General features: G+C 47.1%; 14 protein-coding genes. 7 read left to right on the forward strand and 7 right to left on the reverse strand.

Features of this window, described 5'->3' with window-relative positions; translation table 11 throughout:
- Positions 1–577 precede the first annotated feature (577 nt).
- Positions 578–1,006, reverse strand: a complete 429-nt coding sequence (locus Q0R52_RS28095; RefSeq protein ID WP_295801681.1) for a transposase — start codon at positions 1,004–1,006, stop codon at positions 578–580.
- A gap of 350 nt (positions 1,007–1,356) precedes the next feature.
- Here Q0R52_RS28095 and Q0R52_RS28100 point away from each other — a divergent pair, with 350 nt between their 5' ends.
- The 3 genes from Q0R52_RS28100 (at position 1,357) to Q0R52_RS28110 (ending at position 3,301) form a co-directional block, all read left to right on the forward strand.
- Positions 1,357–1,626, forward strand: coding sequence for a helix-turn-helix domain-containing protein (locus tag Q0R52_RS28100; protein WP_295801683.1), 270 nt, complete (start codon positions 1,357–1,359; stop codon positions 1,624–1,626).
- Between the two features lie 213 nt (positions 1,627–1,839).
- Complete coding sequence (gene mobC / locus Q0R52_RS28105; protein WP_295801685.1) at positions 1,840–2,199, forward strand: plasmid mobilization relaxosome protein MobC; 360 nt, start codon at positions 1,840–1,842, stop codon at positions 2,197–2,199.
- Positions 2,174–3,301, forward strand: a complete 1,128-nt coding sequence (locus Q0R52_RS28110) for a relaxase/mobilization nuclease domain-containing protein (protein ID WP_295801687.1) — start codon at positions 2,174–2,176, stop codon at positions 3,299–3,301. The genes mobC and Q0R52_RS28110 overlap by 26 nt, the downstream gene beginning before the upstream one ends.
- Before the next feature lie 197 nt (positions 3,302–3,498).
- On the opposite strand, the gene Q0R52_RS28115 is transcribed toward Q0R52_RS28110, so the two are convergent.
- Positions 3,499–3,894 carry a helix-turn-helix transcriptional regulator gene (locus tag Q0R52_RS28115; RefSeq protein WP_295801689.1) on the reverse strand — a complete coding sequence of 132 codons (396 nt, stop codon included), beginning with the start codon at positions 3,892–3,894 and terminating at the stop codon, positions 3,499–3,501.
- Between the two features lie 140 nt (positions 3,895–4,034).
- On the opposite strand from Q0R52_RS28115, the gene Q0R52_RS28120 reads away from it, so the two are divergent.
- From Q0R52_RS28120 to Q0R52_RS28135, 4 genes are all read left to right on the forward strand, one after another.
- Positions 4,035–4,616 (forward strand): hypothetical protein, encoded by a 582-nt coding sequence (locus tag Q0R52_RS28120; RefSeq protein WP_295801691.1) that lies wholly within the window; start codon positions 4,035–4,037, stop codon positions 4,614–4,616.
- Positions 4,617–4,721: 105 nt separating this feature from the next.
- Positions 4,722–5,477 carry a HEPN domain-containing protein gene (locus Q0R52_RS28125; RefSeq protein WP_295801693.1) on the forward strand — a complete coding sequence of 252 codons (756 nt, stop codon included), beginning with the start codon at positions 4,722–4,724 and terminating at the stop codon, positions 5,475–5,477.
- Positions 5,478–5,641: 164 nt separating this feature from the next.
- On the forward strand, positions 5,642–5,779 hold the full coding sequence (locus Q0R52_RS28130) for a hypothetical protein (RefSeq protein WP_295801695.1): 138 nt from the start codon (positions 5,642–5,644) through the stop codon (positions 5,777–5,779).
- A 12-nt stretch (positions 5,780–5,791) separates the two neighbouring features.
- Complete coding sequence (locus Q0R52_RS28135) at positions 5,792–6,112, forward strand: hypothetical protein (RefSeq protein ID WP_295801697.1); 321 nt, start codon at positions 5,792–5,794, stop codon at positions 6,110–6,112.
- A gap of 83 nt (positions 6,113–6,195) precedes the next feature.
- Here the strand turns inward: Q0R52_RS28135 and Q0R52_RS28140 are convergent, their stop codons facing one another.
- From Q0R52_RS28140 to Q0R52_RS28160, 5 genes are all read right to left on the reverse strand, one after another.
- Entirely contained in the window at positions 6,196–7,194 is a 999-nt protein-coding gene (locus Q0R52_RS28140) for a PorP/SprF family type IX secretion system membrane protein (RefSeq protein ID WP_295801699.1), read from the reverse strand.
- A complete protein-coding gene (locus tag Q0R52_RS28145; protein WP_295801701.1) occupies positions 7,191–9,755 on the reverse strand; it encodes a gliding motility-associated C-terminal domain-containing protein in 2,565 nt (854 codons plus the stop codon). The genes Q0R52_RS28140 and Q0R52_RS28145 overlap by 4 nt, the downstream gene beginning before the upstream one ends.
- A gap of 141 nt (positions 9,756–9,896) precedes the next feature.
- Positions 9,897–14,780 carry a putative Ig domain-containing protein gene (locus Q0R52_RS28150; RefSeq protein ID WP_295801703.1) on the reverse strand — a complete coding sequence of 1,628 codons (4,884 nt, stop codon included), beginning with the start codon at positions 14,778–14,780 and terminating at the stop codon, positions 9,897–9,899.
- 288 nt (positions 14,781–15,068) lie between these two features.
- Positions 15,069–18,572 (reverse strand): hypothetical protein, encoded by a 3,504-nt coding sequence (locus tag Q0R52_RS28155; protein WP_295801705.1) that lies wholly within the window; start codon positions 18,570–18,572, stop codon positions 15,069–15,071.
- A 32-nt stretch (positions 18,573–18,604) separates the two neighbouring features.
- Complete coding sequence (locus Q0R52_RS28160) at positions 18,605–23,575, reverse strand: hypothetical protein (protein WP_295801708.1); 4,971 nt, start codon at positions 23,573–23,575, stop codon at positions 18,605–18,607.
- Positions 23,576–23,578 lie beyond the last annotated feature (3 nt).

The following is a 23,578-nucleotide window of genomic DNA, read 5'->3' on the forward strand; positions in this document are numbered from 1 at the left end:
GTTTTTAATAATAAAAAGTGGCGTTTACAGAGTTTTGCGAACATTAGTAAAGTAGCAGATTGCTACGTACCGACCTTTTTATTGGCAACAAAGTTAATTGTATTAACAAAATTGTCAATACTTTTTAATAAATTTTGTTCATTTAACACAAGTGAAATGAAAGAAATATTACTTACGGATAATAAAAAAAGACGGGCAAGCCGTCTTTAATAACATTGGTGTCGAGCCAATAACTGGGTAGCTTAATTGGAAAGAGCAACGTAAACTAAACGTTAGATGCAAGTTCGAATCTTGTCCCAGTAGCATTAATAAGAGTGGTTCAGATAGTAATATAAACCACATTAGAGTAGCAATCGTGTAATTAGTATCATTAACTAATTTACAAAAGTGCCCGTAACCACAATTATTAATACAGGTTTCGCTTCGCGGGCGGTTAAAAAAGGCTATCTTTTATAGATAGCCTTTCCTGTTTTATACAAATCTATAAAAAATCTTTAACATCAACCTCTAAACATCGGCAATGCTTTTCAAACTCAATACATCGCAGTTGCGCTGTCCCCGTTCCAAAAACGATAGGTTAGACAAGTCTATTTTTGAACGGTCTGCCAGTATGGGTAAAGTCTAAGTGAAGTTTATTGTAAGCATTATGCTCGTCTGTAACCATAATGGTAACTGGTGCAACAAATTCTTTTATGGTAGGGAGAACGTTGTCGGCATCGATTTTAGCTATAACCCTGGTTTTAACGTTCCCGCCTCTTTCAACCGCTCCTAGTACCATAGCTTTACCACCCGCACCACCCTTTACAGTTCTTTTACTTGCATGCTTGTTTGATTGTGACCCCCCAACGTAGGTTTCATCAATCTCAACTATGCCCTCTAATAGTTCAGGTGCTGTAATTTCAGTGTATTTTCCAACGACTAATTGCCTCGTAGGTATTCCCCATTTGGAGAACTGGTGCTGTTCACACCAGTTCACACCGGATAAGTTCACATCGAATAAGTTCATTGCGAACGAGTTCATGGTTTATAAGTTCTCAGCGAACCAGCTTTCGCTTCAATAAATAAAAACACATACCCACCTAACGAATTACAGGTAATAGCCAATTAAAAATCAATGGCTAAGTGCAGAACGTTATCAATCGCAGTAAGGAGCAAGCCATGTTTTCGCCCTGCGAAAACGGCTTGCCAGGATACCCGGACCCGATATACTTCACTCTGTTCAGCATATCAAATTAAAGTATAAATAAACTTGATATGTTCTTCTATGAAATAAATCTTTCAGTAGTACCGAAGTACTCCTGATAAAAACAGTTCCAATCTGCCTTGTTTTGCTTCACAATTTATGAAGTACAATTTATGGCAGCACAAATTATCACCAAAGAAGACCTCGACGAGTTCCGGGAAAAACTGTTAAATGATTTAAAGACATTCTTGGGGAAATCTACCGAAGAACCAAAGAAATGGCTGAAAAGCTACCAGGTTAAACACATGCTCAGAATTTCTCCCGGCACCTTGCAAAACCTGCGTGTAAACGGCACACTCGGATTTACCAAGATTGGCGGCATCCTCTATTATAAATATGAGGATATTGTTAAAATGATGGAAGGAAGGAAAAGCGCGAAATGACGGGATTTGGTCACTTTTTAGCTTACAAGTATCGACGGCTTCGTAACAGCTTGTTCCAACAGAACTGGATACGAGAGAACTTGTTCCAAAAGAGCTTGTTCCAAACGAACTTGTTCCAAAAAGACTTGTTTCAAAAGAGCTTGTTCCAAACGAACTTGTTCCAAAAATACTTGTTTCAAGAGGGTTTGTTACTATTGAACAACTTTTGCAACGATGGCAAGGCCACGTATTAGCAAGGAAGTCGCCAGGTCGGTAAACTTTACCATACGCCTTACCGGCGAAGAACAGCGGGCGATTGAAAATGCAGCCGCAGCTTGCGGGATTACACCATCAGCACTGGTCCGGCAAAAAGTATTGAAAGGCAAATTTCCCAAACCAAGGCTGGCCCGGGTTGACCTGGACACCTATCTCGAATTGAAAAAGATCGGGGTAAACCTTAACCAGATGATCCGACTGGCCAATGCTGGCATAATGCATCAAAGACTTGAAAACCAGTTGGTGCGGTTATGGCAACAACAGCAGGAGGTCATTACGCTATTGATCAGTTATGATAGCCATACAGAAGATCGGTAAAAGCTTTTTGGGGGCGCTGAATTATAACCTGAAAAAATTGCGCCATCCCGACCCGAAGCAGCGCGCCGAATTATTGGACACCAACTTTGCCGCCCTTGATTCCCGGATGATCCGGCAAGAGCTGCAGATGGTGCGAAGTTTAAGGCCGAACCTTAACCGGTACGTCTACCATACCAGTCTGAATTTCTCAAATGAGGATAAACTGAATAACAGGCAGCTTCTGGAAATTGCACATGAGTATTTGAGTGAAAGCGGGTACACCAATAACCAATACCTCATCTTCAGACATTATGACGCCGACCATCCGCACATCCACCTGCTGGTAAACAGAATCTGCTTTGACGGCTCAGTAGTGTCAGACAGTAATAATTATAAAAGAAGTGAAGAAATACTACGCAAGCTGGAGCACCGGCACCACCTGGTAAAGGTCGACCCAAGCAACAAAGCCCAGGAACGGGCACCCGTCAAAGATGAGCTGGAAATGGTTTTAAGGACAGGCAGCGCTTCGGCGAAAATGATCTTGCAGGAAAAAATGAAACAACTGCTCGGCGGGCCTGCGCTCAACTTACAGGAACTGATCCGGAAAGGCGAAATGGCCGGGATTAATTTTCTTTTTAACCAGGCGTCGACCGGAAGGATAACGGGTATTACCTATTTTCATGAGGGATTCAAAATCAAAGGTCAGGCATTGGGTAACAGGTATAAGTGGGCCGAACTTATCAAAATAATCGATTATGAGCAAAGTAGAGACAGCAAAGCAATTAGCGAAGCAAACGATAGAACAAGAGCAAAATATGGCCAGCAGACAGCAAGCGAACAGCGCGGAGGAGGAAATGGCCTGGTTCGTGCAGACATTGCAAAAGATTTACCTGAATTCGGAGAAGCAAACGCAGCAATTAACAGCAATCATGCAGCAGGTGAATCAGATGGAAGCCAGGACACAGGCGATAGAGAAAGAACATTGGAAGCAAGTGAGGATGCTGATTGGCTGGATTATAACCCCGCTTATACTAAGCATTATAACCCTTTTGATATTGATTTCCAGCTGAGCGATGATGAGGATGACGCCAAAAAGAGGCGACAACGGGGCCTTGGCCGATAAGCGATTTTCATTTTTTACATTTTATCGTTATTCTTGCGGTTCAAATGGCCCGATTCTTAGGGCCTATTGTGATAAGGTTTAGGTTAACACCCCCAGGCTGCGAGAGTGAGGGGGTGTTTATTTTTTATCCAATTCCTTAAAACAAAAAAGGAATGCTTGCGCATTCCTCCGGTATTATTTAGATAGTGATGGTCTATTTACTTGTTATGTTTTAGTAATTCAACTTTTTCACGTTCGCTTTGCAGCAGGCGCTCATACAGTGTTTTATTTTCTTCAAATAGTTCGACAAGTTTTTCTATGGGATTAAAATTAAATTGATGGCCGATATTAGGGCCATGATTATTTGAACCTTCGTAATTATTTTGGATATTATAAATTACAGCTTCATCGCTGTAATTTTTTATGGCTTCAGATGAAACCCCTAAAACGGAAGCAATTTTTTCCAATGCGCTTCCCTCAACTTCTGCACTTTGTTCAATCTTCGATACAGCTTGCTGACTAATACCAAGTTCAGCCGCCAACGTTTCTTGCTTCATTCCACGCAATTCTCGTATTCTACTGATTTTTCGTCCGATGTGTAAGGTCTCTGCCATAGTTCAAATGTATTATTTAAATGTAAAGGTACAAAACAACGTAAACTTTGTAAAATACAACTGCTTTTGGTTCGGGACGCGTTTCACCTGCTTTTATTTTGTTTGGCCTTGCTAATTGTGGCAAGCTTAAACCGATGGATATGCAGAACGAACAATTTAACGATAGAAATTTATTTTCGGTTCATATCAGGCTTCACAAGATTAATGATCCTTTAATGATATTGAATAATTTTTTTAGCGATGACTGGCTTCCCGGTCACCTGGAGCGCCTGAAAAAATGGCGACAGTATGTTTTGGCGGGTGATTATTATAAAGACGCTAAAGGCAGTCCTTCGGGGTTGTTATACTTCCACGAACTGAATATTTGCTTGATAGAAGCGATGCATAGCTATTATGAAAAGGGTATCGCAGCCGAAGTGCTGGCTACAAAGGTTCAACTGGAGGAAGAGCAAAAAAACTGGAGGGATTTCCCAGTATTATTAAGTGACGCGGAGTTATTGAGCCCTTTGCTGGTTATCGAAGATTTCTTCCGGGACTATGACCATCATCAATATATTTCTATGCTTTACGAATGGCTGGAATACGGCTTGTCCTCATCTCCGGCAGCTGAATTTATCCAAACAGGCAGCTTTATTACGGTGTATGAAAACCTTCAAAAACTATATTGCGCCGCATGGCTGATTTTTCAGCGTTCTACAGAAAAGCCGTGGCTAAAAGTGTAAACCGAGCCCGGTTCGGCTACAGACCCGCTCAGCAATATATCAGTCGTGGATACTGTTTCCATATACCGCTTAAATAATATCATAGCACCAAGTTTTAAAGACCAAATGTCGAAGCTGGTCGGCATTATCATAAGGAAGGTCACTTCTGTTCAGGCGGTCTTCTTTTTGGAAGCTAATGACAATGGCACCTTGTTTTTATTAGTAATTACCTCCGATGAGGAACAACGGCAGGCAAAAGGCCTTGGCAGCACCATTGAAGAAAGCTGCCGGGAAATAGCCAAGTTGGTCGCGCTGGTACACCATTCATCGTCATTCCAGAACGGGATAGCAAACGATAATCCCTTTTTTAATCGTGCCCTACACTGCCCGGTTATATATTTGTCAGGCGGCCTGGTATTGCCGGCCCGCAAGCCGTTGGGCTGTAGCCCTGCGGGTTTGCCTGATATGAAATTATGGGACAGGTGGTACAGCCAGGGTAAAGACTTTTTGTCCGGTGCCGAATACTATTTGAAGACCGGGGCTTATGGTGCCGCGCTTTTTTCCTTGCAACAATGCGTTGAGAGTTTGCTGATAGCAGTAATCCGTTCGGTATTGGGATACCGTGTTAATAACCACAACCTGTCCAAGCTATTAGACATTACGCAAATGTTTACCGATGACCTGGCTGCCGTTTTTAATTTGGAAGATGCTGAAAGCGTTCAGTTGTTCGACCTGTTAAAGCATGCATATGTAAATGTGAGGTATAAGGATACTTTTGAACCGGATACAAAATCACTGGAGACATTATACCGGGTTACAAAACACTTTGTATCGGTTGTTGAACTGGTTCATCAAAAGTATTTATTAACGAATAGTATTTAATGCTCATTACTGTTTAGTAAGGCTGCGGCAGGCGTGCGGGAACGAAATTTCGGTAACACATGAACTATTGGGACATTCACCCAGCTAATCACTTTTGCAAATACTTATTTTACCGATAAGCGGAAGCAAAGCTTTGAGGTAAGTACACAACTACGAAATAAAAAATGGAGATAGGCGAAAATTTCGTTTTTATACCTGTTGAAAAAATGGCCGATATCCGGAAAAACATTGGTTTCTGGAAAGACGGCAATGAATCGCGAACAACGAAAAGCCTTGAGTTCCCGTACAGGGAGACTGCTTAGTTCAATTCCTATATGGATAAACTGAATGCCGACAACTGGAAGTTTAACCTGATCAGCCTGAATTTTGACATTTCATTCACCAATGAAGAAGTAGCGCATTCCAACGAACGGTCGCATGAGCTATACCTCAACTACCTGGATCTTGCCGGGCGTATCCGGAAAACGGAAGGTCATGAAAAAGAACAATTATTCAAGCGCTATGCTGTCGTCGTGTCTGACATGTGCAACCATTGCGAAGAAATATATAAAAGACTGGAGCGCGATATCGCAATCGTCAGGAAGCAATTGCTTGCTGAATTAAAAGGTACCAACAAAAGCTTAGGCTGGCGCTAACATTCGTGCCCGGCCCGGCGGACCATAGGTTTTTACTTAGACCTGGAACTTTCCACGGTCTTCCTTTTTTTTAACTATGACATTCAAAAACCTGGGGAAGAATTGGACGGATTGGCAAAATGACTGCCGAAGATATAGTGCAGCGATAATTCGAGACCGCCATGTCCGTTGGTTGCGGTATTCAAAGCAGAGGTATTAATATCATAGCTGATCCCAACTACCGTACTTTTTATATGAAAGCCAAACTCCGCAACCACAGCATCGCCGAGCCGGTACATTGCGCCAAAGTTTAAGCTATTGCCGTCGTTTGATTTAAGCGCTGCATAAATATCAATAGCCCTGATCTGGTTTTGCTGCTGCCGGATATAGATAATATTGGGGGTAATATCGAGGGCTTCCGATGCTGCTATTTTTAAGCCGCCATGCACATTGAAGCGAACAGGCAGCACCGCTTTGCTGCCGGGGGCCGCAAAAGGGTCGGGAGCGCCATTGATGTGGTAGATACTGGCCCCACCGAATAGTTTTAACGTATTGTCTGCATTAGTGTCGTCATAATAGATCCCCGCACCTGAATCAAATATAAAAGCTTCGCTGTTTGAAAAGGTCACGCCACTTGCTATGTTGGGGTCGAAACCGATCAGCGGGTTATACTGGTTATCAAATTGCAGCAGGCTAAGATTAAAACTGCGGTCGATAAAACCCACCTGCAGGCCAAAATGCAGTTTTTTTGTCCCGTCAGCCGAAATCGGTATTCCGTACGCGAAGGTACCATACATAGCAAAATAATTGAAATTGGCTGATCCCGCTACCTGGTTGATAAGGTTAAGTCCCAGGCTAACCTTGTCGGTTGCCTTATAATCAGCAGACACTGCGCCGGTTTGATAGCCGTTAGTAATACCCGTCCATTGTTCTTTAAAATTGGCTGTGAAGCGCACGTCGCCGTCGAACGCGCCGGTTAAGGCCGGGTTAAGCCAAAGCGGGTAAGCATTGATCTGCGAAAAATGCGGATCGATCTGCGCTGTCACACGGCTGGTTACCATGCAAAATAATAAGGCTGCTATTAATATTTTTCGCTTCTTCACCGTATCAGTGTAATCGTTCCTTTTTTTGTTAGTTGTTTGCCGTCTATCATCGTGGCATGCACATAATAGAGGTATGCCCCTGCAGGTTCTTTGCGTCCTTTGTAGGTTCCGTCCCATCCATTTTTCAAATTCGTTGAGGTAAAGACTAATTCGCCCCATTGATCATAAATAGAAAAGATCATGCTCTGAATACCTTCGCTATGCACGTGCGCGATATCATTTTCTCCGCCCCGATCGGGCGTAAAAGCATTTGGCACATAAATTAGTTTGCTATTCGGGACGGCGGCGGTAACAGCTGCCGAAGCGGCGCTTAACTGACAAGGCTGATTGCCAGTTGCTTGTACAATCATGGTAATGCTGTTGCCTGGTTGCAGCCCTGAAATGGTCGTTGTTAATCCATTTGCCCCGGAGCTGGGGGCTGAAAAAGTTTTACCACTGTCAATACTGACCTGGTAGCCCGTTGCACCGGGAACGGCTGTCCATTCAAATGTTATGCTTGTGGCGGTTACGGGGCCAACAATTACCACCGGCGCGGCAAAAGGCTGTAAAATCGCGACGGTTACAGCCGTGCGCACTGAATTACATCCGCCATTATCGGCTTCCGCAAAATACGTATTGCTGGTGCTTAATGCCGGTGTGGTAAAACTTAGGCCCGTTAATAATAAAGTCCCCCCCGCGGCGGCGTCATACCATTTATAGGTTAAACCGGGCTGAGGCGATGTGACAGCAAGGGTTATTGTTGCCCCCGCACAAATAGTATCCCCTGCCACCTGTGGCGCAGTAGGAGGGGGGCCGACATACACGGCCACCACGTTGCTGGTTAAGGACAGCGAACAGTTTGAAACAATGCGCCGGTAAAAAGTACTTGCGTTAAGTACCGGCGGCGTATAGCTTATCGAGTTGGCTCCCGGTATGTCGCTGTAATTTAAACTGTCGGCCGAATTTTGCCATTGATAAGTAAAAACGCCGGCACCGCCTGTAGGCGTGCTGCCCGTTATTGTTGCCGGTGTACCGCTTCCGCAAAAGCTGGTTACCCGTGGTGCGGTAATTACATTATTGGCAATAGCGGTAGACGCATACTGGGCGATGAAACCATCTGAACCGCTGGCAGCAGTCAGGCTTTGTGGCGAACAGCCGCTGGGGTCGAAATTGACGGCAGAACAAAAGGCCCCGCCAATGTTTACATTGTTATCTGAATCTACCGCTATGGCCTGGCTATATGATTGGCAACCGGTGCTTCCGCCGCTAAAAGCGTAAACATAATTACCGTTTGGGTCATACTCGGCTAAGTAAAAATCCAGTGGCCCGTGGGACGAAACGTTTTTGGCGTTGCTTGCATTGGTATTAAAGTTGACAGTGCCTTTAAAATACCCCGACAAATAAATATTATTATTTTTATCGAAGGCGAACTTACTGCCGTAGTCGATATAATCGGTCCCCCCTATTGATTTGGCAAATTGCAATACGCCTGCAGGCGAATATTTTGCGATACAAATATTATCATCAATGCCATTAGCTTTCAGTGTATCCGTACCAAAGACGATCAGATTATAGAAGGGGGCGTTGAAATAAATGTTGTTTTGCTGGTCAACCCCGATCGACGTGCTTCCGACATTAATGGCTGATACCTGGTTTATACCGTTAACCCAAATCAGGACACCGGACGGTGTATACTTGGCCACGAATTCCGCATTGGCATTATCAGGAACTAAACTATGTGAGACGCCTAATGGATTAAAATTAACTTCATCGGTGAAATCACCGGTTATAATAATGTTATCCAGCTTATCCACCTTGCCATCAAGAATAAGGGTCACTCCGTTCCGGGCAGTAAGACTTATATCCCACAGCACGTTCCCGCCGGGGCCATATTTTACGATCAAGCTGCTATAACCAACCGGTGACGGAGTATAAGTCGAATCGCCTATGGTAACTGGCGAGTTGAAAAAAGATGTCGCAATGACATTGCCCTGGCTATCTGAAGCAGCCCTTGCAAACCTTTCCACACCTGATTGCGCCCATAAAAATTCACCGTTGTTCCCCAGGTGAATAAGGAACCCGAATGAAGTCTGCGGGTCTTCAGAGGGTTTGGTGAGCATATAAACGCCGGGTCCCGGATCAGCATCTAATGTTGCAGAATAAGAACTACCCGTAATCGAAATATTTCCATTCTTGTCTATTGCAATGCTATTGGGTTGGTCTACACCCGAGCCCCCAATGGATTTCACCCACACCAATGTCCCATCCTGTTTATATTTGGCGATGAAAGTATCGTATTGGCCAACAGAAGTTAAATTTTTAACACCGGCGGAAGGGTCGAAATCATATGTCCCCTGGAACCAGCCGGTAACGTAAACATTATTTTGTTTGTCTACAGTCAAATCAGTCACCACGCAGTATACGGATGCACCCCGCAAATCATTTACCCAATTGGGTTTGAATGATTGTGCGTTGCAATAACAATGGGCCAGGATAAAAAGAGCGGGCAATAATAAGTAACGCAGGCTATATTTAATATTAGCCTTACTGCATGCATTATTAAAGTTGCTTTTGTTGTTCAAGTAATTTACAAAGAAGAAACGGATTAAATATAAGGTTTATATTTAATCCGTAAAGTTAAAAGTCTGTCCCGGCGCGGCGACCTGGCCATCACAGGCCTGCAAAATAAGCGGCAGGACATGGCGGGGCCAAACTGCGCATATCTAAAGTTTCACAAATTTACCTTCTGCCACCAGGCCTTTGGTTTTGTTATCGACTATCCGTACCATATAAGTTCCCGGCAGTAATTCACTCACGTTCCCCTGCCAGGTTGTTTGTGATAAGGTAAACTGTTTTAACATGGCGCCCATCGCGTTGCTAAAGCTTACTTTATAAACCGCCTGTTCACTAGTTGCGGGTTTTATAGCCAGGCTAATTTCGCCTTTTACCGGGTTAGGGTAAATAATGAGCTTTGCCCCATTTGTCTGATCAGAAAGGTTATCGTACTTTACCAATACACTTTTTGAATAACCTGTTACATTGTTCAAGTCTGCTTGTTTCAACCTGTATAAATTCTGCCCGATAACCGGAGTATTATCGACGAAGTCGTATTCGCCTTGCCCGCTTGAGTTTAATGATCCAAGCGCGGCAAACGTTTGCCCGCCGTCGGTGCTCCGTTCCACGGTGAAATATGTATCGTTTTCTTCATTCACCGTTTTCCAGGCGACCCGCACCTGCCGTACGGCCTGCGAAATCTTATTTGCTGTAAAATCAAGCAAGCGGTATGCATTTGACGGGTTTTGTTTGATCACCAAGCTAAAACGTTTGCTCCCAAAGCTTGCTGAATCTGCTTTATTGATTACAAAATCACGGGTTGCTGCGGTCCGCAGGTTCACCGAATCCTTTTTATAAGTATCCAAAAGCCACACATCATATAATTTTGGCAATCCAACAACTTCTTTTAAATTAAAATGATAAGCGCCGCTATTTGCCGCATCTACATTCAATCCAATGATCCGTCGTTCGTTGACGGGTAGGGGTTGCATGTTAATGCCCAACGGCACATTGTCACTGGATGAACTGGAAAGGCTAACAGTGTTATAGCCCCGCATATATAGCCCGTCCTGCGCCGGCTCAAAACCAACTTTCCTGGAATCATCAAACCAAATCAAAATATCTTCATGATGCTGGGTATCCGCATTCATTTCCAGGCGTAAATATTGCCTGTTTACATTAGCCGCAGGAAAGGCATCCATCGGTACGCCAAAACCGGATGCAATGGTAACCTGCTGGGAGGGTATTTTCGCATTTTCATTAAATGTTACGGAGGCGGAGCCGCTTGATGCCGTAACAAAAAAACCTGCCCCGCTCTGGATGTATTGGCCCGCAGTATTTGTGCCTATACCCAGTGCGGTATTCCAGTTTCCGTAGCTGCTGCTGATAGCATCGTTTTCGATTACAGTAGTACTTGTATTAGGTGCATAAATACCGCTAGTGCTTACGGAAGTACTATAGGTACTTAGATCTATTGTACATGCATAGGGGTTTCCGACGAAATGTTCACCCCTGATTGTGGAATTGCCGGTGATGACGCTGTAACTTAAGCTCGTTGTTGCCGGGCTGAACCAATCTTTCACGGTAATCGGTCCGCGGTTTAAAGTACCTGTTGCAACAAAAGTTGCCGGTTCTGGCTTCGTCCCGCTTACAAACGGGCTTCCATCCAGGATCGCCGTATTCGGTTTTTGCCCCCGGAAAAAACACAGGTAGCTTATGCCAACAGGGATATTGACAATGGCCCCGGTAGGATCCATCGTGTACTGTGGCGGCGCAGTAATATTAGCGATCCCCTGCCAGTTACCGCAGGTGAAAGTGGAATTGCAGACTGGGACGTCCTCCCTGAACAGGTACAATGTCGGATTACCGGTCACATCAAATCCGCCACCGGCGCCACCGGTGGTGTAGGTTCCGTTGGGGTTGGCATTCACATAATTAATGCTGTAAACATTACCGTTTGTAGTAACATTAGTAAATACGGGTGAGGTTAGGTCCCGGTAGCCCCTGAAACCGACTCCTCCGGAAATAAACCGCTCTACCGACACCGGCCCGTTGATGCCGGAAGTTGCGGGGATCGCGGCGATTGAGGCAGATCCATTGGCATCGGAACCGAGCGTAAACGTCCCTCCGCTGGTATTCGTAATGAAACTGGTGGCATTCAAGGTAATGGTTAAATTAGAACGTGCGGCAAATGATTGCGAAGCGGCCGTTATCTGCGAATTACTTCCCAACGTTAACTTTCCGGGGCCATTAACGGTCACCCCGGTACTCGCAGCTATCGTAAACCCGTTGGTTGCGGTCAGGGTATTGCCCGAACTGATTGTCAAAACCGGTTTGCCGGCAGGTGCCAATGCCCCAAATGCAAGGGTGGCGACGGTAGGGGCGGCTATATTCACCGTAGGCTGTCTGGTACTCAAATAGGCAACTGCCACACCTATCCTTGCGGTCTGCGCCGGTGTTGGAACTCCAGCTGACCAGTTTCCGGCAACATTCCATAAAGTGGATACGCCTCCGGTCCAGTCATTGGTGGCGCCTGCCGGCGGCAATGCCAAAGAAATGCCGGCAGTGTTGAATGCTATAACCGAAAACTTTACCGGCTGAACTAAAGCTGTAGCCGTCCCGCTGATAACACCGGTAGTGGCGTCAAGCGACAGCCCGGATGGGAGCGTTCCTGCAAGAGAATAGCCTGTCAGGATGATTTTCCTTACGCGGTTTCCACCTGCTTCAGTGACATAACCTGTTGCCAGGTTATCGATATAAACTGAGCTGGGGCCATTGAAAGTTGCAGCCGAGTCTATTCCATCGCTATTACCCGCAGTTTGTGAGGTGCTGCCGGCAGCGAGCGATACGGTACCGTCCGGCAGTATCCGGCGGATCACGTTATTTGCAAAATCGGCTACGTAGATTACGCCGCCTGGCGCAATGGCGAGGCCCTTGGGTTTATTAAATCTTGCAACCGTCCCCACGCTGTCCTGGTAGCCACCGGTATTGCCGTTTACGTTACTGCCGGCAAAGGTGGTAACCACGCCGGTGGGATCGATCTCTCGAATTGCGTTATTTAAATAGTCAGCTACAAAAAAGTTACCGGCGACATCGATTTTCACGTCAGTGGGGCTGTTGAACTGGGCCGCTGTACCTGTTCCGTTGGTATAACCCGAGGTGCTGCCAGCCAAGGTTGTCGCCACGGCGGAAGGTGTGATCGAAACTATCTGGTTTTCGTCCTTTGCTGCTACAACGATATTGCCTGCGCCGTCAATAGTCAGCCCTGCCGGGCCGAAAGTACCTGTGCTGTGATAAAACGTCGTCACCGTCCCGTCGGGCGTTATCTTGCGTATTGCATTATTACCATAATCCGAAACCAACAAATTTCCCGTGACATCTAAAGTAATCCCCGAAGGAGCATTAAATGAGGCCGATGTCCCCTGCCCATCTGTAAACCCCGAAATTCCTGATGAACTACCCGCAAAGGTTGATACCGCGCCGGTAAGGTCAATTTTACGGATGGCATTGTTGGCGGCATCGGCAATATACATAATCCCTGCTGCGTCGGTAACAGCGGCGGAAGGATCGCTGAAAAGCGCGGAAGTACCGGTGGCGTTTGTATAGCCCGATGTTGCTGATGTACTACCTGCTGTCGTGCTCACTGTTGCATAAGTTGTGGCCGGCACATCACCCCCGGTATTGATGGGACTAACCGAAAAGGGAACGCCAACGGCGATCGTGTCCGTACTCATGTCGTAGGAAATGACCGGCGGTACCCCCCGAAAGGTAATCGTGCTGGTAGAAAACCCGCTCGCATTCCATGCGGTAAGCGTATCTGTTTTAACCGTAAAGGAGCCGGTAGGCGTACCACTGATGGTCCCGGTAGAAGCGTCAAACGCCAGGCCGGTTGGCAGCGTGCCTTTTAACGTATAGCCTGTCAGGGAAACTTTTCGTATACGGCTGCCCAATAGTTCAGCAACGTATGCGGTTCCTGCATTATCAATGTAAATATAAACCGGCAGGTTAAAACCGGCAGCGGAACCAGTTCCGTCACTATCGCCTGGAACCTGGGCGGCGTTTCCCGCTAGCAGGCTTACCGTACCGTCGGGCATGATCCGCCGGATGTCGTTATCGTAAAGATCTGCCACATAGATCACACCGCCGGGGCCGAGGGCGAGCCCAGTAGGGTTATTAAATACTGCAGCTGTGCCCACGCCGTCTGCATAGCCCGGCGTATTCCCGTCTACATCGCTGCCTGCAATCGTGGTTACGGCTCCTGCCGGGGTTATCTTGCGGATTGCATTGTTTTCGAAGTCAACTACGTATATATTGCCGGATCCGTCGACGCGCACGTCGGTAGGTGTATTGAATTGCGCGGATCCCACTGATCCGTTAACGTAGCCCGGTGAACTGCCCGCGAGGACAGTAGCAACCCCCGAAGGGGAGATCGATATGATCTGGCTGGCATCCTGTGCGGTAACGATCAGATTACCTGAATTGTCGAAACATAAGCCTCCGGGGCCAAAAGTGCCGGCACTGATGTAAAAGGTAGTCACGACAGCACCCGGGGTTATTTTCCGGATCGCATTGTTGGTATAGTCAGAAACAAATAAGTTACCTGAACCGTCTATCGCTATACCGTCGGGATAATTGAACAGTGCAGCTGTCCCGGTACCATCAACTAATCCTAACAGACCGGTCAGGTCACCTGCAAACGTGGTAACCACGCCGGCGGGAGTAATTTTCCGGATCGCATTGTTATTGGCATCTGCCACATACATGTTCCCGGACACGTCTTTTATCATTTGTTGCGGAAAGTTGAACGTGGCAGTCGTGTCGCTGGCATTGTAGTACCCGGATGTGCCTGACGGGCTTCCCGCAAACGTTGTTACTTTCCCATAAGTCGTTGCCGGCACCGCTCCTCCACTATTGGAAGGGCTGATAGAAAATGGCACGCCGGGGATCAGGGTCCGGACTGCATTTGTGTAGGAGACGCTGGGCGCCTGTCCTGCGACCCGGCAGGACACCGCTAAAATAACCATCAGGGTCAGATAATTTTTAATCATTTTCATTGCGATCAGGATTTAAGTATTATTATTCCGGTTTTTAAACAAACAATATATCACTGGCCACGAAATTCAATTTCGGGCGTAGAACTGAGAACATACAAATTGATTTTTCATTGTCTTTGCAATAACTCCCGGGCTGTTCAAACCAGCACCGGAATTAGGTTTAGGAGACATTTATATTTTACATGCAAGGTATTTAAAAAATTGATTAAAAAGAAATATAATTCACGGCATTTATGTTATTAAGCAAACAAACCGGTCGCCCAGCGAAGTTTATTAACCTTTTCTTTATCAGCCCTGTATGCTGATCACCCGCTCCCCTCCGTTGCTGACGGTGCTTAAAAACAAAAAGCGCTGTCCGTTATCGGCATAATGGTGGGTTGTACCCCCAAATACTGCAACGATATCTAACCGGTTGGCTGTCTGCAAAGCGATATCACGGGTGTAAATCAGCACATCAATATTTGCATCACCGTTGTCAGCACCATACGCAGTATCCCCCGGCTGCATAACTACGTACGCCTGCCCTGCTCCAAAAAACGCGACCACTATGGGATCAGTGTTATTTGCACGGTCATCCGTCACTTTGATCCGGTGATTTGCCGGGTCTCCGGTGCTCTTCTTGAGAACGAAGATATCGTTGGCTTCCATCAATTGATCTGGCCGGCCGGTGTTGTACTCGTTGAGTAAAACGTCGCCCGTTGATCGCCGCGCATATAAGCCGGCTACCGGGCTGAAGTTTTCTCCTCCTGCATTTATGCTCAGCGTTGTCCAGGTATCTGGTACCCACCTGAACTCAGTAAACCAGTTATTCGGATTTGATGGATGGGATTCATCGCCCTCGCCGATATTATGTGTAAAGTTGGAATATAACCCCGCATTGAGCTTAGGGAAGAACGGGATATCTCCCATTTCATTTTTCAGCAAAACCGGCACCGCTGCGTCGGTATCGTCCGAAATTGTAATGTCTATTGAAGTTCCGGTACCTATATTGCGCGGCGTCATAAGCCAGCGGTAATTATCGTTCAGCGCGCCGGCTATAATGCCCAGATCAGTGATACCGGTGACTGTTGAAACCGAATTGATGCTGACCGATTTAGGACTTACGGTTCGGATGGTTTGTTGAATCGCGATACCCACGTTCCATCCGGTATTCACATCAGTTTGCAGCCATTCCGATGTACCCGGGGGAACAGGTATATTTGCCTGAACGTTACCCTGGCCATCGACTAATATAACAACCGCAATATGGGTATAAATATTACCGTTAACGGCGGCAGCTGTACTCTCGTGATAATAATTTACCAGGCTGTTTGATACGCTGAACGTAACGTTGTGTACTACCGGCGATGAGATACAGGAACCCAGGCTGTTGGCATTGGCCTGCCCATCGCTGTTGAACATTGCTGAATCAGCCACCGCAACGTTAATCTGTGCGTCTGCAATACTAATGTAGGACTGGTAAATTTTGGTATAGGGTATCTGGGTGCCAATCATTGGAGCGCTGCAGCCCTGGGTAGTGAAGCCGGCTGTTTTAGTATAATAAAAGATTGGAACGGTGGGCTTATAAAACAGATCAATAAAGTAAACGGTATCCGGCCCGTTAGGCAGGTTACCCGAGGATTCTGGCACCAACGATATACTTAAGTTGCCGGCTGTATCAACCGCCAGGATGGTGCCCAAAGGGCCGCCGGAAACGCCGTCCAGGATAGTAAGATATTTCTTTACAGGCGATACAGGGCGGGCCCCGTTGCCAACTACTCCAAGCGCAATCGTGTTCCCGCCGAATGATGTCTTTATCGTAAATTGCGCCCCAATATATACGATCATCGCCTCCCCGATGCCATCGATCTTATATTGAATCGGCGAAGTTTCGTTCTCAATATTCGACGACTTTGAGCTCACATCACTCCAGTTTCCCGGTTTGAAACCGCTGATCTGTGTTTGCCATGGAACCAGTGCCGTCGACCCGTCGGGTACAACGCCGCCTGCCCTGTCCGCAAAATAGCAATTGGCCACGTCGTTGCCAACGATATAACCGCCTGCCTCCACGCCAAATTCAATCCCGGCGCCGCCCGTACCTATGGTATTGTAGTTATTCCCGCCGTGAAGGGTAATATCGGTACTGCCCGCCCCTATAACATTTCCCAAACAATTTAAACCCAACTTAATATTGTTCCCATAAATACTGTTGGAATTGCCGCCGCCTTCGATAACAATGTTCTGGCCATTTTGAATGACATTTCCGGAACTTCCCTCCGCAATGTTTATGAGTGTACTATTGTAAAGCAGGTTAAAGGAAGATGCCGCCGCCAGCGAAATATTTTGGGACCGGACAACAAGGTTGCTGTCAGCCTGGGCGCTGATAAAGACATTCCTGCTGTTGTTTCCGAATATACCTGTTGTTTGTCCCCTGGTTTCCAGGTAACTCACGGCCAAAAATATGCTGGCGGAGCCACCTTCTGGAAACACGCAAAATGAGCAATTATCAAAATGAAGATCGGATGCACTGTCCCCTATGTTCAATTCGGTCGAACCGTTTGCCAGCACCACATTGGGCAGATTGTCAGGATATGTGCCGGTACCAAGGCGCTGTTTGTTTCCCGTACCATTGATTGGCGGCAGGTCCACGAACGTGGATGTGTCTGCCGATAGCTGACCAAACGGACCGATCTGGTTAGCCAGGTTCGGCAGCACGCAACTGCCTTGGCTAAACAGAAGCACGTAGGGCGAAGACGGGCTTGTATCGAGGCTTTCGTTAGGATCATTCGATACTGTCGCATTCACACCAAACAGGTCGCCATTACTGGTCAGTAACGAATACGGTCCGTACGAACCACCTGGGACCCATTCAGGAATTCCGGTGAGATCTGCGGCAAACCGTCTAAAAACAACGTTGCGCCAGTCGAACCAGGTGGCATTTCCTTTTGCATCCTCTCTGTAGGTGATCCATCCATTCCGGCGCTGGGTGGTTGCCGGAATTCCTGCACTATCATCCGGCAAAGTCAGGTCACCAGGCGCGGTGCTGCCGGAGTTATACGCTTGTATTGAACCGTTCGCTGATATGGCAGACGCAATACGAGGGATTGCTGAATAATCGCCGGTTTGATCAAAAGAGGAATGGTCATATACGGTTACTGTTGTAACGGTCCCGTTGATCTTTACTTTAAAACCACTGCCGGTATAAGTACCGGCCAAAGCGATCGAATAGGGCGCCGAATGGACACTCAAACTGCCTTGCTGTGGACCGGCGCCGGTTGAATCGGCTATTGATGTGTAAGCAACTGGGTTGTTGTTGACATCGAGCACATAGATGCCGGCCTGGTCGGCACCGGTCCCAACGTTGTCGATCACGTTCACTGCGAAGTTATAATTGCCATCCACAGCCGGTGTCACGACCACCCCGTTGTTGCTGAAATCATAAGATATCATATCCGCGGGATTCACCGCTGACACCGCCGCTGTGCCGAATGTGTTAACGGTAGCCGCCTGGATGACCAGTGGTTCGGTCGCCCCGGTTACGATCTCATCGGTCACCGGCTGGTGAAAAACAGTCGCATAGTCAGTTAAAAGATATAGCTGCCCGGGCGCCAATGCCGAGGCGTTCACTAAAGCGCTTAGGTCGGCATATGTCATGCTGACCAGACCCGCCGCCTGCTGTTCAAATCTGTCCCTGAGCAACTTAACCAATGCACGCAGCTGTACACCCTGGGTTTTATTCAGGTTTGGATTATAGGGGTCGTTTGCATTAATAATGCTGTCAATATAAGCGTCTGTTACTGGTCCGATTGGCATGGCTTCTATGATTAAGTGTTTTTAATAAGATATCAAAATGATAAGGTTAATATATTGTCTGTTAAATTGAACAACCCCGAGGCGTTTTGAACACGCAATTTAAACCGGTAGTAAATCGTGTTACCATCACCATCGGCCGGCGGAAGTGCCGGGAGCGTAAAATGAACCGTTTGGCCTGGCAGCGCCGTATGGTCGGTATTCAGCAAGGTCCAGTTCCCTTTGGAATTTTGCTGGTACAGGTAATAAGTTCCTTTATTTACATTGGTCGTCCAGCCTAATGAATTATCTGGACTGTTATAAGTAAGCGCGGGCGCTTCAGGATTTACCGTATCGATAAGGGTGATAACAGAAACTTCGGAACCGATCGAAACTATATCTTCGGGGAGATTTAGTTCGTTGATGATCGACCGCACGCTGGCCAGCCTGTAGTAAAGCGGCTCTCCGAAAGGGATATTTACCATGTCCGATAAGGTATCTGTCAATACGTAGCCCAGGTGGCCTGGGTCCGAAACTTCAATCTCAGCCGGCGTCCCCATGGTTGCCAATGCACCGGTAAGCGTGATATCGGTTGTTCTGTAAAAACGCATTTTAGTGATATTATCATAAGGTGCTGCCGGCGAAACCTGAAACACGATGCTGATGGGGCTGGTAACGTCTGCCGCAGATGGAACTATTGAAAACGTTCGTACGATGGGCGGTTCAGGCGGTGTTGTATCTGCTACAGTAACCGGCCCGGCAAACGCGCTGAGCGGCCCGGGAACAAGCTCATTAGTAACTTCGGCAGCAGCATAAAAATACAGGCTTCTTGACGATGCATTTAAAGTATAGTCAGTAAACCGTACAAAGGAGGTATTCGGGACATCGTTCTTGATATACTGCCTTATCATAGGGAATGGATTAAAAGCGATGTCCGAAGGATCGAGCAATTTTCCGTTAACATCCCTTATTGTTGGCTGCGTGTTTTCTGTCTGGAAGCCTGTTTTTATAAAAATAAAAATCGGCGTTGTAGCTGTCAGCGGCAAAACTGTTCCCTGTATCGCAAGGCTGTATTCCTGTATTGTTTCATCCAGCGGCCCGGGGTGGCTCATCAGTGGCGGAAATCTGTCCGGAACCGGGAAGCCATAGTTATGGGGCATCGCATTAAATATCGTGAATTTTCCCGGGGTCGCCGGGTCGAATATAACGTTAACCAATTCAAAATAACGCTGGTTATAATCCGGATCATCCGTCAGCCCGGCCAGTTCAGCCAGTATTGCATCAACCGTCGTGGGTAAATACAACGCGTGCAGTACGTCTTCTTCCGATATCCTGCAAAACTTAAACCCGAACGGGTGTCGCGGCGAACTGCCCGCCGGCGGTACTTTAATATCAAAAGTAAGCGCGGCTTTGCCGATGGCGTTAGGCCTGACGATAGAAGCGGAGATAACCGGCGGATCTAATTTAACAGGTTGCACGATTAAACGCGCCAGCAGGATTGCCGGTGAGGATACTGAGGAAGTAAAACCGCTGCCACCCGTCCTGGTATCGGCGGTCTGCAATCCTATCATCGTCTTCCTGCTGGTCTGGTTACCTGTGGGCAAAATGTTCGGGCCGTTAAATGCATGAGGAGCCGGTTCTGTAAAAACATATGCCCGGTACCCCGGATGAAAGTTTACAGGAATAGTAACGTTTCCTGGCGGGGAAACTGGAATCGGATCATCCTGGTATGCTGGATCGTATATGATCAACACCAGCGGATCGGTTTGCACTATCCGTAGTACCTCGAGTTGTTTTTTATCGCCGCCGGAAACGGTATCGATCCTGCACCAACCTTTATACCACTCTACATGAGGCGTGCGAACATCGTCGGGTTCGTTTTTGTCGGGTTCTGACGGTTCAAACGGGATGTTGATTTGCGGGTTTGGTGGCAATGATTCCGTAAAAGTCAGCATATAATACCCGGGCATATGGGCCGGCGGGCTGTCGATTGTCAGCACCGGCGTGATTACAGCATCCCATGAAACACCGCCGATCCAGTTTTTGGTATGGTTCCCGCCGGAATCAGTGAAATCTTCGATAACCGGCGCCGCTGCATCGGCAAAACTATGCAGTGATATCTTTTCTGCAACAGCCAGCCAGTTAGCGGCGTTACTGAGGTTTTCGACCATCGAGAACCGGCTGCCCGCCAATGGCGACAGGTAGGTTTGCACCAGCCCGTAGCTTCCCTGTAACCCTATGTCCTCCTGCAAACTATTCTGCGCAATTTTATTTACCGTAATAACCGGGCCATCTGTGCCGGCAGTAATGCCCGTTACCACGAACTGGCCCTGCGGCGTGTTTAATAGGCTATTATTGAATCTGAAAAATGCCTGGCTGTCTATCACCGGTGAAAGTATAGTTCCGTCAATCTGCATGTAATCACCGGTATACAATTTCAGCTGACCATCCTGGCCCGGAACGGCTGCAATATCTTTGATAACTCCCTGGACCTCTATCGGCAATTCAGGGTCAAAAAATATATTAACCGTATTCGGCCTGATTGCCTTAGCGAGTGCCGCAGAACTATTGTCGGGCAATAAGCTGATATCAACTATATCCAGCCAGTTAAATACTATCCTTGTGAAATTGATATCCTGCCCCGGGAAGGTAGTTGCCCTGCCGGCGAGCCATTCCTGTTCCTGTGCGGTGGTGAACACCAATGTATCTTCCTGCTGAATATATTGTACAGCAACATCAGTAGGCGCCTGCAGCCTGTTTTGCGGTGTAAATTCTGTATCATCCGTTGCCACTACCTCACTGACCGGCGAAGTCCTTGAAAACCAGTTTATCCCGTATATTGCATAATAATGAACGCCTGGGTTCGTCTCCAGGTGAACATAGAGGCTGGCTTCATTGTCAGGGACGGGAACGGTTTCCAAAACACCGGTTACCGGAAAATCCGGGTCGTAGGCGTAATAAAGCGGCCCGGGTGCCAGGTTTTGGGTAATGCCTGGCTTTTGGTAACCAGGATTGGCTTCTGCCCGGTATTCGATACCATAGCTAACCGGCCTGCTGTTAATAAAAGTATTGGTATTGTCTGACAGGGTAAGGTCGGCAAAAAAATCGTAGCCGTCTATTTCATCGTTAAATAGCTGTCGCCCGATGTTAATTGCCCTGGTTGATGCATACCGTGCATACCCGTGTTCATCGAAAGCCGTGGAAACGAGGTTGTCCACCACAGGGAGGCCATATCTTACCGGCCGTATTTCAGGCTGCAATGGCAGCCGGTTGGTGGACTTGCCAGTGGGCAATGTCATATATGACCTGGTAACGGGGCTTGCATTATTGATACCCGCCTGGTTGGTATAATTCGCCCGGTAGATATAAAACCCGTTATCCGTTACCGTGTCGATAAAACCCAACCCCAGCATTCGTGCGATATGATAGTCCGTCGAGACCATGTTGAGCATGTCAACCAAACTAACCTGCAGCCCGGACGGTCCGGGATCTGTGCTCAAATCCGGTAGGGTTATCATTGCGCGCGGGTCCGTTCCGCTGCGCGAGAAATAATCGGTTACAACTGACGAGATCGACGGGTCGCTCTCGTCACCATTGTTCCATTTGTCCTTATAGTTGGCCACTTTTACCGTGGTGCCGTCTTTGTACTGGGGCCAGTGGTGATCAACCGGATGATCAGGAGGATCCAGGCGTGTAAACACCTCGTCTGTTGCCAGCGAAAGGGCAAAGCCATTGCCAACTTCCGACCATTCCGCGGCATTTGTTACGGCTAAAAAGTCGTTATAGGCTTCATATGTAAAGCTGGCAAAATAGCAGCCGGGCGTCATCTGCACTTTTAGCGCCTGGATGTTCTCGGCTATTATACCCACTTGTTTGGTGTTGCCTGCGGAAACCTGGTCGCTCTTCCTGGCGTATAGCTTTTCCGCTGCGGCATCATCCAGATCCGGAGTACATTGCGCCTCAATTTTCACGAATGCGGACGTCAAACCGGAACCATTTACAATTTCGAAAGAAGCCGCAAAAAGGGTTTTATTGGAGACTTCGATTTGTAAAATCCCGGAATAACCCTTTAAAAAGTTAAAATAATCAGTTACGGGATTAATGCTTATAGCCAGCTGATTATATATGGCGGCATCGGTAAAAGTTAAAGTTAATTTGCTACTGAGCGCTTTTCCGTTAACCGATGTATTTATAAAGTAAGTCCAGCGTTTTAAATTATAGTTTATCAATGGGCTAACAGCCGCGAAATCCAGCCTACAAGGCGCCGGCTGGGTATACGGTGTCCGGTAGATCCTGACGTAATCATCCGGTTGGTTAAAAAGTGCGGGGGCACCGATGCTATCGTCCGAATTTCCCTTCGGGAGGTGGTTTAACCCCAGCTCACCCGAGAGCGCCCAGCGCAGGTGAATACCTGTAGCAGCTTCGTCAGACCCATCTGCACCCGCTGCCTGCAGGTAAAGTTCCGGCGAGTTATTCGCATACAGCGTCCCGGATGGAAGACAGGGGCTTAACCCAATGGAGATCAAATAGGCCTTTATAGCTTCGAATGCATCAATGACATCCACCAGTGCATTATCAAGGCCGGCAAGTTCAGTAGCGGTTATTTGATCAATCTTCCGCTGCAATTCATATAAAATATTGAGGATAGTTTGAAAAAAAGAACTAAAGCCGTTATTGGTGGTATCAATGTAGGCGAGCAGAAAGTCATTTGTATACTCAAGGGGAGAGAAATCCCCGGCAAGGTTAACGTCACCATCATTAAAATCGTAATCTGCAAAATCCGGGTAATCAAAATCACCGGAAGGGAAATTTGAAGGCAGCACGGTACCATCCAGTCTGTTCAAAATTGTAATAGCGCGGATATATAGTTTCAGCAAAGTATTCTGTTCAAATACGCGTAGCATTTGCTGCACTTCCGGGTGGCCGGAAAATGCTCCGCCGTCGGATAAACCCTGGATTGCGAACAGGCATTTGGCCATGTCGCGGTAATCAGCGAACAATGCATTAAAATTTGTTTCCGGTGGCATCTT

Source organism: Mucilaginibacter sp. (genome assembly GCF_025359345.1).
In the GTDB taxonomy this organism is placed as follows: Bacteria; Bacteroidota; Bacteroidia; order Sphingobacteriales; family Sphingobacteriaceae; genus Mucilaginibacter.